Annotated in this window: 14 protein-coding genes and 1 pseudogene; 10 read left to right on the top strand and 5 right to left on the bottom strand. The window is 70.1% G+C overall.

Features of this window, described 5'->3' with window-relative positions:
* A partial coding sequence (locus ACH4B3_RS31855; RefSeq protein WP_398468821.1) for a hypothetical protein occupies positions 1–1862 on the bottom strand: 1862 nt, incomplete at its 3' end.
* 163 nt (positions 1863–2025) lie between these two features.
* On the opposite strand from ACH4B3_RS31855, the gene ACH4B3_RS31850 reads away from it, so the two are divergent.
* The 3 genes from ACH4B3_RS31850 to ACH4B3_RS31840 all read left to right on the top strand — a co-directional run bounded on the left by ACH4B3_RS31850 (position 2026) and on the right by ACH4B3_RS31840 (position 4260).
* Positions 2026–2148, top strand: a complete 123-nt coding sequence (locus ACH4B3_RS31850; protein ID WP_398468819.1) for a hypothetical protein — start codon at positions 2026–2028, stop codon at positions 2146–2148.
* Between the two features lie 658 nt (positions 2149–2806).
* A complete protein-coding gene (locus ACH4B3_RS31845; protein WP_398468817.1) occupies positions 2807–3376 on the top strand; it encodes a sigma-70 family RNA polymerase sigma factor in 570 nt (189 codons plus the stop codon).
* On the top strand, positions 3376–4260 hold the full coding sequence (locus tag ACH4B3_RS31840) for a hypothetical protein (RefSeq protein WP_398468815.1): 885 nt from the start codon (positions 3376–3378) through the stop codon (positions 4258–4260). The genes ACH4B3_RS31845 and ACH4B3_RS31840 overlap by 1 nt, the downstream gene beginning before the upstream one ends.
* Before the next feature lie 176 nt (positions 4261–4436).
* On the opposite strand, the pseudogene ACH4B3_RS31835 reads toward ACH4B3_RS31840, so the two are convergent.
* A pseudogene (locus tag ACH4B3_RS31835) lies at positions 4437–4604 on the bottom strand (integrase core domain-containing protein); the annotation flags it as partial.
* A 277-nt stretch (positions 4605–4881) separates the two neighbouring features.
* Between ACH4B3_RS31835 and ACH4B3_RS31830 the strand changes: the two are divergent.
* Positions 4882–5214, top strand: coding sequence for a hypothetical protein (locus tag ACH4B3_RS31830; protein ID WP_398468813.1), 333 nt, complete (start codon positions 4882–4884; stop codon positions 5212–5214).
* Positions 5215–5268: 54 nt separating this feature from the next.
* Here ACH4B3_RS31830 and ACH4B3_RS31825 read toward each other — a convergent pair whose 3' ends face one another.
* Complete coding sequence (locus ACH4B3_RS31825; protein ID WP_398468811.1) at positions 5269–6714, bottom strand: hypothetical protein; 1446 nt, start codon at positions 6712–6714, stop codon at positions 5269–5271.
* Between the two features lie 284 nt (positions 6715–6998).
* On the opposite strand from ACH4B3_RS31825, the gene ACH4B3_RS31820 reads away from it, so the two are divergent.
* The 5 genes from ACH4B3_RS31820 (at position 6999) to ACH4B3_RS31800 (ending at position 10569) form a co-directional block, all read left to right on the top strand.
* Entirely contained in the window at positions 6999–7358 is a 360-nt protein-coding gene (locus ACH4B3_RS31820) for a hypothetical protein (RefSeq protein WP_398468809.1), read from the top strand.
* Positions 7355–8029, top strand: a complete 675-nt coding sequence (locus ACH4B3_RS31815; RefSeq protein WP_398468807.1) for a nucleotidyl transferase AbiEii/AbiGii toxin family protein — start codon at positions 7355–7357, stop codon at positions 8027–8029. The genes ACH4B3_RS31820 and ACH4B3_RS31815 overlap by 4 nt, the downstream gene beginning before the upstream one ends.
* Before the next feature lie 301 nt (positions 8030–8330).
* Positions 8331–9173 (top strand): endonuclease I family protein, encoded by an 843-nt coding sequence (locus ACH4B3_RS31810; protein WP_398468805.1) that lies wholly within the window; start codon positions 8331–8333, stop codon positions 9171–9173.
* A gap of 189 nt (positions 9174–9362) precedes the next feature.
* Positions 9363–9605, top strand: coding sequence for a DUF6207 family protein (locus ACH4B3_RS31805; RefSeq protein ID WP_398468803.1), 243 nt, complete (start codon positions 9363–9365; stop codon positions 9603–9605).
* 394 nt (positions 9606–9999) lie between these two features.
* On the top strand, positions 10000–10569 hold the full coding sequence (locus tag ACH4B3_RS31800; protein ID WP_398468801.1) for an HNH endonuclease family protein: 570 nt from the start codon (positions 10000–10002) through the stop codon (positions 10567–10569).
* A gap of 184 nt (positions 10570–10753) precedes the next feature.
* On the opposite strand, the gene ACH4B3_RS31795 is transcribed toward ACH4B3_RS31800, so the two are convergent.
* Positions 10754–10945: a hypothetical protein gene (locus ACH4B3_RS31795; protein WP_398468799.1), complete on the bottom strand. Its 192-nt coding sequence runs from the start codon at positions 10943–10945 to the stop codon at positions 10754–10756.
* Positions 10946–11046: 101 nt separating this feature from the next.
* Positions 11047–11814 (bottom strand): hypothetical protein, encoded by a 768-nt coding sequence (locus ACH4B3_RS31790; protein WP_398468797.1) that lies wholly within the window; start codon positions 11812–11814, stop codon positions 11047–11049.
* 606 nt (positions 11815–12420) lie between these two features.
* On the opposite strand from ACH4B3_RS31790, the gene fxsT reads away from it, so the two are divergent.
* Positions 12421–14633: FxSxx-COOH system tetratricopeptide repeat protein (gene fxsT, locus ACH4B3_RS31785; RefSeq protein WP_398468795.1), on the top strand; the 2213-nt coding region annotated here is incomplete at its 3' end.

The raw sequence follows: 14633 nt of genomic DNA, 5'->3' as shown, positions 1-14633 counted from the left end.
ACGTGGGCGGCGGGGTCGCGAGCCAGCAAGGCGCCAACCTGCCCCTCCGCCCCCGCCCCCCGCAGTACGTCGAGCAGGATGGCCACCGCGTGCGGGTGGTCGAGGGCGACGTGCGCGGCGGCTCGCTCGGCCAGGACAGCAACCTGTCCCGCCCCCGCCCCCCGCAGTACGCCGAGCAGGGAGCTCACCACGTGCGGGTGGTCGAGGGCGGCGTGTGTGGTGGCCCATTGGGCGGGGCGGGGGTCGGTGGGGTGCAGGGTGTGCAACTGGTCGACGAGGGCGGCCGCGGCGTGGGGGTTGCCGTGGGTGGTGGCGTGTTTGTGTAGTTGGGCGGCGTCCCGGTACAGGCCGCGACTCCAGGCGGCGTCGCCGAGGTCGGTCAGGTCGGCGGGGTGGGCGTGGGTGGCGGCCGCGGTCCAGAAGTCGATCGGGGGGATCTGGCCAGTGCGGTGACGGCGGCCGTGCTGGTCAAGGTAGTCGGCCAGCTGGTAGTGCGGCCCCTGCCCGCTTCCGGCGGGCTGCCCGCCAGCGCGGCCGGCAGTGGCTGGACGGCGGTGGCGCTGGTTGCGGGGCGCGGTGGTCTTGACTGGGGTCAGGATGCCGGGAATGCCGTTGCACGGTGTGGTGAGGTAGTCCAGGGCCCGGGCCAGCCAGTCGCCGCCGGTGGTGTTCCATTCGGTGTCGGTGAGGTAGCCGGGCGCGGCGTCGGCCAGCCAGGCCAGCGGGAGGTGCGGGCCGGCGCCCAGGCGGCGGGCGTCCATGGCGGCATGGATCAGGGCCCGGGTTGCTCCCCGGGCTGCGCGGTAGCGGGCCATCAGGACGGGTACGCCGGCCAGATACTGCGTGATCTGGCCGTCCTGGACGCGGTCGGCGGCCTCGGCGAGGCGGGGGTCAGCGTCGCGGGTGTCGGCGAGTGCGGTCAGGTCGGCGGGGGTGAACGCGTCCGGCACGTCGATCTTGTGCCCGTCCAGCAGTTCACGGGCATGGGCGTGCCGGTCCGGGGCGGTACGGGTGGTCAGCCGGTCCCAGTGCTCCGGCCACAAGGTGGCCAGCACCAGCACCGGGCCCCGGTTCGTGTCGTGCAGCAAGTCTCGCAGGCCCGCGGCGACGTGTTCGCCCAGCGGGTCCGCTTCCAGGTAGTACTGGGCTTCGTTCAGCCACACCACGGTACGGGGAGCGATGTCGGGCAGCTCCGCCAGGGCCGCGTCGGGGCGAGTGGGGGTGATGGGGTGCCACAGCCGCCACCCGTCGGGCAGCTGCCGGGCCGCTTCCCACAGCGCGCGGGTCTTGCCCGTGGAGGAGCCGCCGACCAGGACCGCGATGCCGCTGTGTCCGGCCGCTGCGGCAGCGACCACCACTCGCAGCCGCCTGTCGTGCTCGCGGGGAATGTAGGTGGGCAGGGCACTGGGCCGGCCGCCGCCGGTACCGGCGTCCAGGGCCGGGTGAACCTCCAAAGCGTCCAGGGCGAGTTGGTCGTCGAACTCGCCGACCGGCCGCCCGGCGCCTGTGGCCATCCGGGCCGCCACCCACAGATCGCGCACCCGCCGGGCCAGGTCCTGCTCGTCCCACCCGGCGCCGCGGGCTAGCACCGTGGCGACGGAGACCGCGTCGGCCTGGCCGGGAGGCAGGGACGAGTCGCCGATACATCGGCGGATGGTGTCCCGGCTCGGTGAACCCGGCAGACCGTCGTCGCCGGCGATGTCCTTGGTGATCTCATCCAGGGACGGGGCACCTGCCGCCAGGTACACCTCGTACAGCAGGTCCTTCAGCTCCCGCAGCGGCCGGGGCCATCCCACCCGGGCCCGCTCCAGCACCCGCGGCCGCTTGGCGCCCTGCGGACGGCCCCCCGTGTCGCGACTCATCGCAGCATCATCCCCGACCCGCACATCCGGCGCAGGCTGAACAGCATCAGAACCGGGCCGGGTTGGCGCCTTGTCGCAACTGGGAGCCGATCTTCACGCGGGGTCGAACGTGGACAGCGAGCCGGCCGGCTGCCCACCTGATGACCACGACTGTGGAGGTCCCATGCCCCGCACGCCTCTGACGCGCCGCGAGCGCCTGACCCTGGCCGGTGCCGCGCTCAGCGGTGCGGCCTCCGGAATCGTCCGGGCCGTCATCACCTGGCTTCTGGAGCAGCCCACCCCGTAAACCCACACCGGGCCACGAAGGGAAGCACTGTGCCGGGGCCGCGCGCCGCGCGGCCCCGGCACAGCACGGGCGTGCCTCATGTGCCTGTACCGGTGCCGCAGCTTGACCGGGATATACGGCCATCAACGCCGCTAGATATCCGGGGCGGCAGGGAGGTCCCGGTCGAGGACGGTGATGCCTGGCAGTGCGACCAGGTGTTCCGCCGCGCGCCCCAGCGTGCGCCGGGGCGCCCCTGGGGCTCTTTGTGAGGTGCGCCACTCTGCGCCACATCATGGCTGGTAGGGCGACTAAATGTGATTAATCGATGACTGTGTGTGCGATGAACTGAGGTCGGGATGTAACCCTGGAGGGGGTTTGGATCGGCAGAAGGGCAGAACACACCGCTGTTCCGCTCGGTCGGCACCGTCGCCGACGGGCTCGATCTGGATCAAGAAGGAGGCTTCGTGGGGCCCATCCCGGCCCGGTACACGCATGGCTCGGCCTGCGCCTACCGGATGACCACTGCGTGCTCCGGAGCCATCGAACGGCCTGCTGCCGGCACTGCCGCCCAGGCTCGCTCCACCCTCGGTCATGCCGGCTGGTGGCACGACCGACAGATCCACCAGCACTCGGTTTCACACCCGCGCTTCGGCGACAGCCCGGCAGCACGGGGGGACCGATGAACGACCCGTCCGGCAAGGAACGCGACCTCGTCGGTCCCGATCCCGAACCCCCAGGGCTCGCCCCCCGGGGTGAGGACTTCTTCCGGGAACACATGGAAACCTTCATGCGCATAGCCACCTACCGCCTGCGCAACCATCACGACGCCCAGGACGCCGTGATGAACGCAATGCTGACGATGCATCGCAAGATCGATCGGATCCTGGCGGCCGAGAATCCTATCGGCCTCGCCATCAGGATGCTCCAGGACTCCATCACGGACTACCACCGGCGCAGCGTACGGATCGCCGACCACGAGCACCTGGTGCCCGAGCTGCCCGCGATCGCCAATCTGGCGGAGCTGGGCCGGCACGACCAGCTCGACCGCGCGATGGAGGCACTGGAGGTCATCGCGCCGCTGCAGGCTCAGTGCCTGCAGCTGCACGACCTCATCGAGCTGCCCTACAGCCAGGTCGCGGAAATCCTCGGGATCACCGAGAACGCGGCGAAGACCAATGCGTGTCGGGGGAGAAAGCAGCTGACGGAGCTCATGCTCACGGAACTTCCGAAGGAGAAAGGGGACTTCTGATGCCGGAAGACCTCCTGAACCAGCAGGACGGGGCCGTCCACGACGAGACAGCTCGTCATGCCGAGAAGGCCGGGGATGCCCCGGAGCGGCCGAGCGAGGTGGAGCAGCCACTGGACGGAGCCGGAACGGGGGGCGCGGCGGAGCTGCTGGCCCGCCAGGCCGAGGCGATCCGGGCGCAGACCCTGCGTCACAGCACCGAGGACTTCATGCAGCGTCTTGCGGCGCGGATCGGATCCGAGGCCAGGCGGCCGGCACGGGTGCAGTACGCGTCCGCGGGCCCGGCCGCCGACGCGGACCTCCCCTTGCCGGAGGAAAGCGCAGAGATCACTCAGCTGGCTCCGCCGACCGCGGGGCCGGCCCCGCGAACGGCCCGGCCGGTCGGGCGCCCGCAGCCGCGGACGCGTTCACGTCGGCGGCGTCCGACACCGATCAACACCTTCGACCCGAGGGTCAGCCAGTACCTCGCCTTCGGTTACGTCTCCGAGCTGTGCAGCACGGTCCTGCGGTCTGCAGAGATCGACACCCTTGCCGCCTTCGCGGCCGACTACGACGAGGCCGGCGCCCGCACCTTCGGCTGCCTGCTCTACAGCCTCGACAAGCGTGAGTCGGCCACGTACTGGTGGCGCTTCGCTGCCGGCGCCGGAGACGCCCTTGCCGCGCATCTCCTGGCAGCCCACCACGCGGCGATCGGCCCCAACGCCGACTCCCGCGCATGGGAAGCCTTCTCCAGAATGCTCGGCTTCCGGCCTGACCTGCACGTGCCCCAGCCGGTCCGGCACCGCACCGACCTCGCACCGAACTTCGCCCGGGAGATCCCCATGCGCCCCGAAGCCCGCCTCTTCCTGCGCCACCCGAGACTGCCCAACGCCCTCATGGCCCGGTAAGCCGCTCATCGCCCCCCTGTACAAGACAACGCCGGTCGGATGACTTATCGACCCGCGCCAGGAGGTATGCCTGTGAACAACATCATCGAGAACGTCATCGCCGGCGTCATCGTGACTGCTATTGCCTGGCTGGCCGCGCGGGGCTGGACCCGCTGGCGCGGCAAGGAGAACATCGACTAGCTGTACTGCCCCGTGAGGTTGGGGAAGCGGCTGGCGGGTGGTTGCCCTTTCAGCGCGGTGTGTCCGCGGTGGTGATTGTAGGTGTGCAGCCAGTCGGGGAAGGCGTCGTGTCGTTCCTGCTGTGAGCGGTAGGGGCGGGCGTAGGCCCACTCGTCCAGCAGCGTATGGGTGGCGGGGTCGGGAGGCCAACGTCATCGACAGCCGTCCCTGAGAGGACAATCGGCGCCTGATGAACGACGCACGGGCCCCGGAAGGACCGGTATCCGTCAGCGATCGGCTGGCGGTTGTGCTGAAGGGAAGGGAGCGGCGATGGCTGCTCGAGTTGGTCAGCAGGAGATCTTGGTGGATGTCGATTTCCACGGATGGGCGTTACAGGAGGCAGACGACACGCTGATCCCCGAGCGGTACCCCTCAGGCAGGAGCACGGCGGAGGATCAGATCATGACCTTGCGGGAGGGGCGGCTGGACATGGTGAGCGCGGCGCACACGCATACCGCGCACCTGTCCGCCGAGGTGTGGGACGGCGAACCGCCTGTCGAGGACGGTGAGCGCTGGGAGGCCCGGGAAGAAGGGGAGATCTTCTCGCCTACCGGGAGGCTGGCCGTGTGCGTGACCACCACGAAGCAGCTGGACCGGATCGCCCTGGGCCGGCCGGGAGTGCGGTGGAAGGCGAGGCTGTACTGCACGGGGCGGGATGAGGCCCGCCAGCAGGAGAAGGTCGAGTTCCCCGACGGGGTCGAGCGCTACCTGGTCCAGTTCTGGCCATTCCTATAGATGCTTCCTCGGGGGGAGCCGGCGCGGGGCTCCCCCCAGGGGTGTTGCTCCGGGCTAGCGAACGATCTTGATGATGAAGCCGTCTACCTCGACGCCTTGGGCGTCCCTTCCTTCGATGACTCGGTTCTTGTCATAGAACTCGCCCAGGATGGTGCCGGCCGCGCCGTTGTCGTCCTTGGACAGTGCCTTGGCTGACCAGTTCTTCGCCCGGGCGCCCGGCTCCCCTGCCGGCTGGGCTGCTCCCTCGTAGGTGGAGGAGAAGGGGAATTCGTCGCACTCGCGGGGTCCTGCGGGGTCGTTCGTCGCATAGTCCGCGCCCCACACGTCGACACATACCTTCCTCGCCTCGTCCCGGTTCTTCCTCCGGCGCTGGTTGTCGTGGAAGAGCCGGTGAAGCCTGCGCTTCACCTCGAAGCCGGGGACGTTCTTGGTGGGCAGCTTCGGGTGCGTCGTGGCCGGCTTGGTGTGGACCTGGTTCAGATGTTCCGCGACGGCCTTCTCCGGGGCGCCGGCCTTCATGCGGTAGGGCAGCTCGGCGATATAGGCGAAGGAGACACCGCCCCGCTTGGCAGGATCGGCCACATCGCTGTTCGGCAGATAGCCTGCCGCATCCCAGTCCATCGCGGTGAAGGTGATGCGCTCGATGTCATTCGTCCCCGGCCACTCCGACGGGAAGGTGACCTTGACTGAGGGCTGGTAGGACATGGCGACCAGATCGTCCCGCCCCACGCCCTGGCCCGCTTTGAAGCTCACGTCGTGGTTGTACGTCCGCGGTGTGCCTTTGAGTGTGTCGAACGTCCTGGCCGGAGGGGGAGAGCCCGTCTGCTTCTTCCTCGCGTTCGGGGCGATGACCTGGGTCATTTCCAGCTTGGACTCTATCCAGAGCTTACTGGAAAGGTTGGAACCACGGTCGCTGAAATCGGTGAAATAGTAGTCGAACTCCACGGTCCGGCTCTTGGCATTGGGAATGGTCCCGATCACCCATGCGGTGAAAGCGGTCTGGCCGACCGGCCTTCCTCGCTTCAGCCAGGTCTGCACCATCTGGATGCCGCCGCACATCGCGAAGCGCGACTTCGCATAGAACAGGTGCCCCTGCAGCTCCTTCTTGCACTCTGCTCGCGACAGCTTCCGGGGAGGGTCGGGGTACAGCGACGCACCCGCCACACTCCCCTTCGGCCCGCTGCCGGACGCCGCGGGCCGCGCCGAGGGCTCGGCAGCCGCCGGAAGAAGCGAAGCCGCCGGGCCCACCATCTCCTGCGGCGCCACAAGAGGGTTCGCCGACTTCGACCGGCGGGCCAGATCGGCCCGGACTTCCGGATTCCGAAGCTCCTCGAGAGACGGAATCTTCGCCCCCACCGGCAGGACATAGGATTCAACGGTGAGCGAACCCTCCGCCGCTGCGGCTGCCGTAGGCGGCGTGAGAGGCGCGAGCAATACCGCGGCAAGGGCCGCCAACCCCGTACCCGTCCTACCTAACGAACGAAAAAGTTCCTGTTTCACATTTCCCCCAGTCTGGCGCGCTCCGTCGGCCGCAATGGCGGACGGATAAGCAGAGCAATTGCTACCAGAGGACGCCGACATTCCGCCGCATGGGAAATGATTCAGCCAACAGGTGGCCGATACACTGAGCATTCGATCCAGTCGGCCCCGAGCCTCCCCCATCCGCGAACACCGGACCCTCCGCGTACCTGCCCCCTCCGCGTACCTGCCCCCTCCGAATTTTCCCCGCTGCCGAACCGGTGCCCGGGTACGCATCCGGCGAGCCACAAGGAATAATCAGACCCATGGCTCCGCCCCCACCACCGCCCCCACCCGCCGCACAGGTGCTGCGCACCCGGTACGCGGGCCGCCTGCCCGCATCCCTGGACCACCTCACCGGGCCCGTGCACGGCGCCGTGGAACTGCCACTGCACGTCGCCTGGTCCGGCCTGCGCACCTACGACCTGGACCGCCCCCGGCAGCGCATGAGCCTGTACCGCACCGTGCTCGCCGAAGGCCAGCACGACGACATCGTCGCCCTGCTCAACCGCGACCTGCTGCTCGCCCAGTGGCCCGTGCTGCGCACGCTGATCAGCCGGCACGTGTGCCGGGTATGGGAAGACGCCTTCCCCCAGCTCGCCCGCCACGCGCCGGCCGCCGCGTGAACCTCAGCGATCTCCACCGGCGACTGCTGGCGGACGTTCTCGCCATCGGCACCCCGTATCCGCTGGTCATCACCGGCGGATACGCCGTGCAGGCCCATGGCCTGGTCGACCGGCTGAGCCAGGACCTGGACGTCGCCACGGAGAACCCGGCACCGATGGCGGACATCACCCGCGACCTTGAACACGGCCTCACCGAGCGGGGCTGGCATGTCGCCGTGATCAGCGTCGACCCGCTCTCCGCCCGCCTGGTGGCCACCGACCCCCGCACCGGCGAGGAATGCGAGGTGGACGTCCTCAAGGAGAACCTCTGGTCACCGCCGGCCCTCACCGAGCACGGGCCGGTCCTCGCCCTCGACGACGTCGTCGGGACCAAAGTCCGTGCACTGGCCGACCGCGGCGCCGTGCGGGACCTCATCGACGTCCACGCCGCCGCCGACCACCACTCCATCACCGACTTGGAGCGGCTCGGCGAGCGGCACGGCCGGGACGAGTTCCGCCTCGCGGACCTGCGGGACCGGCTCACCGGCGCGGACTGGTACGACGACGAGGAGTTCGCAGCCTACGGCCTCACCCCTGAGACGATCTCGCTTCTGCGCACATGGGCGCAGCAGTGGGCCCACAGTCTCGACCAGCGGTTGGCCGCCGCCGGCGGGGACGACGAGGGCTGGTGACGTAGGACCGGGTGGAGCCCACCCATTGGCTAGACCGGCCGGGGCGTGGCGGATCTGTGCCTCCAAGCGCTTGAGGCTGTGCGGCAGGGCGGTGAATGGTCACTCGCGGGGCGACAACGCAGGTGGACACCGCTGTTCCGGGCACTGGGTCGGCACACAATGGGTGCAGCATGTACACGTCGTACGGGGTGGATCGTGTCATGCTCCGGGTGTTCGAGTGACCGTCACTTCGCGTGCCCGCCGCTTCGATCGCGATGGTGAGGGGTGCGCGCCGACTGTTGAGAGAGGACGCCCCCCACATATGTCCGTCTTTCGTGCACACCGTTGGAAGCCGCTGCCCGTGATCGCCATGGTGGCGGCCATCGGCGGGCTGACCGTCCCGTCCACCGCGATCGCCACCGGATCTCCCTCCCCCACCCCGGGGGCAGACCGCGCACCCACCCGGGCGGGTGCATATGACGACACGTACTACAAGGACGCCATCGGCAAGACCGGCCCGGAGCTGAAGCAGGCCCTGCACGCCATCATCAGCGACCAGACCAAGCTCTCCTACGACGATGTGTGGGAGGCCCTGAAGGTCACCGACGAAGACCCGAGCAACCCGGCGAACGTGATCCTGCTGTACACCGGCCGGTCACAGGGCAAGGAGTCCAACGGGACCGGAAACGACGACTGGAACCGCGAGCACGTGTGGGCCAAGTCCCATGGAGACTTCGGCACCGCCACCGGCCCCGGCACCGACATCCACCACCTGCGCCCCACCGACATGACGGTCAACAGCACCCGCGGCAGCAAGGACTTCGACGCCGGCGGCGAAGAGCTCGAAGAGGCGCCGGGAAACTACACCGACGGTGACTCCTTCGAACCACGGGACGCGGTCAAAGGTGATGTCGCCCGCATGATCCTCTACATGGCCGTCCGCTACGACGGCGACGACGGCTTCCCCGACCTCGAGCCCAACGACCAGGTCGACAACGGGAGCGCCCCGCACATCGGCCGCCTGTCGGTACTGAAGAAGTGGAACGACGAAGACCCACCGGACGACTTCGAGAGCAAGCGCAACCAGGCCATCTTCGACCAGTACCAGCACAACCGGAACCCCTTCATCGACCACCCCGAATGGGTCAACGAAATCTGGAAGTAGCCCCACTCCCCACCGAGCCGGTTCGCGCCTGGCAGCCGCTGGGGCCGAGTGAAGATGAGCCGTACGCGCAGAGAGTGCCGCAGCGGCTCCTCTTCACCCATCGCGTTGCAGGGCCCGGGCGGTAGCTCTTTCGGGTGGCACGGTCTCCGGGGGCGAACCGGGTCTGGCGGCGGTCACGTCGCATCCGGCATGGATTATGTCGACGAGGTGCACGTCAGTGAGCCCGGCCTGGTAGTGGTGGACATCACCGCCCACGACGAGGCGACCGCCCAAGCAGTGATGGGCGAGCTGGAGAAGCGCTGGGCCACCTCCGGCGTAGCGCGGGTACGACGGGTTCCCGGTGCGCCAGGCGTGACCGCCCGTGTGTACGCGGATATCCGTCGTCCTGGCACCCTGGCCCGCCCCGACTCCGCGCCACGGGCGGCGCCATGAGCTGGCATGGACAGGCCGATGCGCGGGACCGATCGAGGGACGAAGTCCTGAGCTGGATGCGACCCGCAGGCCCGTCACCAGACCCGTCGGACACTGCCTAGCGCGCGCCGGGACCACAGCCGGGCCACGCAGCTGGATCCTCCCGCACGAAGCCGACCTGGAGAGGTCACCCACGCGGGCAGACTTCGACGTGGCCGCCGCTTTTGGCCACCCACGAGTGATCTCCGATCCGTTCCCCATACGCCTTCGAGGGCCGACGGCTACTACTAGGCCGTTCCGTACGACAGAAAGGCGCACCATGGGGAAGTTCAGGGCTTCGTTGATCGGCATTGCGGTGGCGGGGGCGCTGGTTGGGCTGGTAGCTCCGTCAGCGGTGGCGGCGCCAGGGGACACGGTGGCAACCACGCTGCAGGACGCGGTGCGGAGCCTGCCCGTGGAGGACGAGAATCGGGCCGGGTACTCGCGGACGAAGTTCAAGCACTGGGTCGACGCCGACCGCAACGGCTGTGACAGCCGGCGGGAGGTCCTGATTCAGGAAGCGACGGTCACGCCGGCGGTGGGCGCTCGCTGCTCTCTGACCGGGGGTACCTGGTACAGCTACTACGACGGCGCGGCGCACACCAGCGCCCAGGGGCTGGACATCGACCACATGGTGCCGCTGGCCGAAGCCTGGGACTCCGGCGCCTCCGGCTGGAGCGCGCAGGACCGGCAGGACTACGCTAACGACCTCGGCGACGCCAGGTCCCTGGTCGCCGTGACCGCCCATGAGAACCGCTCCAAGGCGGACCAGGACCCGGCCCAGTGGTTGCCCAGCAACCCGGCGGCGCTGTGCCGCTACATCAGCGAGTGGGTGGCGGTGAAGACCAGGTGGGCACTGTCCGTCGACAGCAGTGAGGCCCTGGCCCTGCGGGACCTCGCGGCCGAATGCCCGACCGTGCCGCTCACCGTGCCTCTGGCGCGCTGACCTGTGCTCACGCGGCGGCTCTGTGCGGGATTCGCGCCCGGAGCCGCCGCCGCACGGCCCACTGGACCCACCCTGCCAGGGGGTGCCAGAGCCGTTTCCGACACCCCCCCAACCCGGCCAATAGCGGTGCCAGTGGCTGACAGTGGGGTAAACCGCGCCCCGGGCCGGGACGCCGCCCGGGCGGCTACATGGCCTCCCAGGGGATGTCCCCGCGCCACGTCCACCGGCCCGACTCGTCCGGCTCGTACCAGGATCGGCCGCCCGGGAAGGCGCACCCCTCGGCGAGCGGCAGGCCCGGCTCCGGGTCGCCCGGGTCCACCGGGACTCGCTCCCCGTCCAGCGGCCCGCCGTGCAGCTCCACTTCCACCTCGTCCATGCCGGGACCGTACCGGCCGGCACCCGCTCGGGGGTGTGATCTCCGTGTGCCGGATGACATCATCCTCGACGTGACCGGTGAGGACGACGGCCAGGCCGCGGTTAACCGCGAAGCGGATGTTGCGTCCCCAGCCGCGGGCCTCGGCGAACCGGTAGGCGAGGTACTTCGCCCAGGCCAGCCACGGGCTGGCCAGGTCGCTCGGGCGTGGCCGCGGCCGCGGCGAGGATGATGTCGAACTGGGCGGGGACGCTTCCGCTGGCGGCCGGGGCGACTATGGCGTCGGCGGCCTTTGTCGCGGTGGCGAAGGCTTCCGCGTCGTTCGGGTTGTGCTGTACCAGCGGCGTCCGCGTTCGGTCGTGTACGCCCGCCGTGCCTATTGGGTCGCCGTCCTGCTCGGCGGTGTCCATGGCTTGGAGGTATTCGGCGCGGGCGGTGGCGATCTCGCGTTCCATAGTCGCCCCTACGTCGGCGGTGACGACGGCGAAGTCGCCCGGGTCGGTCAGGTCGGCGGACCAGGTGGTCGCGACCAACCCGGCCTCCACGATCAGGTCCTCGGTCCGGCGCCGGTAGCCGCACGCCTCGCGCAGCCCCGCAGCCTGCGGCCGGCCGCAGTCCTCGCACGGCAAGGCCTGGCGCACCGCGTCAGCGGCGGCCGCGGCCTGTTCACGCTCCGCCTGCTCCTGGACACCCGCACCGGACGTGCAGGCGCCCGCGTCGCCGACTGGGTCCTCGAATGCCGCGCGGGTGCGTTTCTTGTGCCGGGCGAGGGCTGCACGAGACGATAGGAAGTGGCGGGCCGTCAGCCAGCGGGCGGGGGCGTCGGGGTTGGGGAGTGCCGGTATGTCGCCGAGGTGGAGGATCACGGTCATCGTGCTGGCGGTGGTCGGTGTGGTGTCACCGTTGATCTGACTGCTGGAAAGCCCCGGCGGGACAGCTGGCCGGGGCGTCTATCCAGGCTGCCGTCGGCATCGCGGCCCTGGTGTGGGCGCTGTTCCAGCGCTCGGGAAGCCGTACGGAGGATGTGGCTGTCGGGAACGGGCCGGCACGCGCGAGTCGTGGCGGCGTGGCCGTGGCGGGCATCAAGAGTCCGGGCGGCCTGGGCGACGGGTCGGCGAGGGCGGAGAGGAACGGGGACGCCACTGCGGACGGTGACGGTAGTACCGCCATCTCCGGTATCGACTACAGCTGACCCGCCGACGCCGGGCGGAGCGGGGACGAAGAGGGAGACGTAGCGGGTGGGCAGGGGCAAGAGTGGTCACGGCGCCATGGACGGTGCCGGAGCGGAAGCGATCGGCACCGGGAATGCTACGGCCGCATCCGGGGGCATGGCGGTGACCGGATACCGCGGACCCGTACCAGGAACCGACGGCGCCCCTCAGGTGGTGCGGGTGTCCGGGACCGGGGAGGCGAACGCATCCGACGGGGGACTCGCCATCACCGGCCACGTCCACCAGGTGAGTGTTGAGAAACTGACCATGGTGCAGCACCGCGTTGCACAGGAACCGGCTGCCTGGCCGCACCAAGTCGGTGTTATACCGTCCCCGGCACGTTCCTTGCAGCACCGCGCCGAGGCGGACCGGCTGCAGGCGGCGGTCGAGGGCGGGGGCACCGCGGTGCTGTCCCAGGTGCTGACCGGCATGGGCGGGGTGGGCAAGACCCAGCTCGCCGCCGACTACGCCCGCTCCGCCTTAGAGGACGGCGAGCTGGACGTCCTGGTCTGGGTCACCGCGAGCGCCCAGTCGCCCGTGGTGAGCGGATACGCGCAGGCCGGCGTCGAGCTGTGCCGGGCCGACCCCGAAGACCCGGAGCAGGCCGCGAAGAAGTTCCTGGCCTGGCTGGCCCCGAAGGCCGGACAACCGCCGTGCCGCTGGCTGATCGTCCTGGACGACGTCGCCGACCCAGGCGACATGGTCCTCCACCCCGAGGACCCCGAAACCCGGTACAGCCTATGGCCGCCCGCCAGCCCGTACGGCCGAACCTTAATCACCACCCGTCGCCGCGACGCCGCCCTGTTCGGACAAGGCCGCCACCGAGTCGACGTCGGGCTGTTCACCCCGGCCGAATCTGTCGCCTACCTCACCGCTTCCCTGGCCGCTCAGGGCCGAACCGAGCCCTCCGACCAGCTCGCCACCCTGGCCCGCGACCTCGGACACCTGCCCCTGGCCCTGGCCCAGGCCGCCGCCTACCTCATCGACTCCAGCGAAACCGCGTCCGACTACCGCGACCTGCTGGCCGACCGCGCCACCACCCTCACCGACCTCGCCCCCGACGCACTGCCCGACGAGCAGACCGCCACCCTCGCCGCCGCCTGGTCCCTGTCCATCGACCGCGCCGACACCCTCCGCCCCGCCGGCCTGGCCCGGCCCATGCTCCACCTGACCGCCCTGCTCGACGCCAACGGCATCCCCCAAGACGTACTCACCAGCGAGCCCGCCCGAGCCCACCTCGCCGCCCACGCCACCGCAACCGGCTCCCACCCCACTGCGGAACCAGCCCCCGTCTCTTCCGCAGAGGCGGTACGTGCCTTGCGCGCCCTGAACCGGCTCAACCTCATCGACCACACGCCGGACACCCCCCACCAGGCCGTCCGCGTCCACCAGCTCATCCAGCGGGCTACCCGCGACACCCTCACCCTCCACCAGCACGACCAGACCGCGCGCATCACTGCTGATGCCCTCATGGCCGCCTGGCCTCAGGTTGAACGCGACACTGACCTCGCTCAGGCCCTGCGCACCAACGCAGCAGCCCTCACCCGCCATGCCGAATCAGCCCTGTACTGGCCGGACGCGCATGTGGTGCTGTATCGCATCGGCCGTAGCCTCGGCGAGAGCGGCCAGGTCACCGCAGCCGTCGACTACTTCGATCACCTCGCTACTACCACCAGCAGCCGCCTCGGTGGGGCCCACTCCGACACCTTCACCACCCGGGCCAATCTCGCCTACTGGCGAGGGGAGGCGGGGGATGTGGCCGGGGCCGCTGAGGCTCTCGCCGACCTGCTGGCCGCCCAGGAGCAGGTGCTGGGTGAAGACCACCCCGCCACCCTCACCATCCGGAACAACCTTGCCCTATGGCGGGGGGAGGCAGGGGATGCGGCCGGGGCCGTGGACGCCTTCGCCGACCTGCTGGCCGCCCAGGAGCAGGTGCTTGGTAAGGACCACCCCGACACCCTCACCATCCGGAACAACCTTGCCCTATGGCGGGGGAAGGCGGGGGATGCGGCCGGGGCCGTGGACGCCTTCGCCGACCTGCTGGCCGCCCAGGAGCAGGTGCTTGGCGAGGACCACCCCGCCACCCTCACCACCCGGGCCAATCTCGCCCTATGGCGGGGGGAGATGGGGGATGTGGCCGGGGCCGCTGAGGCTCTCGCCGACCTGTTGGCCGACCGGGTGCGGGTGCTGGGTGAAGACCACCCCGCCACCCTCGCCACCAGGAACAACCTCGCCGTCTGGCGGGGGGAGGCGGGGGATGTGGCCGGGGCCGCTGAGGCTCTCGCCGACCTGTTGGCCGACCGGGTGCGGGTGCTGGGTGAAGACCACCCCGACACCCTCGCCACCAGGAACAACCTCGCCCTATGGCGGGGGAAGGCGGGGAATGTGGCCGGGGCCGCTGAGGCTCTCGCCGACCTGTTGGCCGACCGGGTGCGGGTGCTGGGTGAAGACCACCCCGCCACCCTCGCCACCAGGAACAA

Origin of the sequence: Streptomyces sp. NPDC018031 (assembly GCF_044327625.1) — a bacterium.
Classification (GTDB): domain Bacteria; phylum Actinomycetota; class Actinomycetes; order Streptomycetales; family Streptomycetaceae; genus Streptomyces.
The sequence above is the reverse complement of the archived record's forward strand: the minus strand, read 5'-3'. Positions and strand labels throughout refer to the sequence as shown.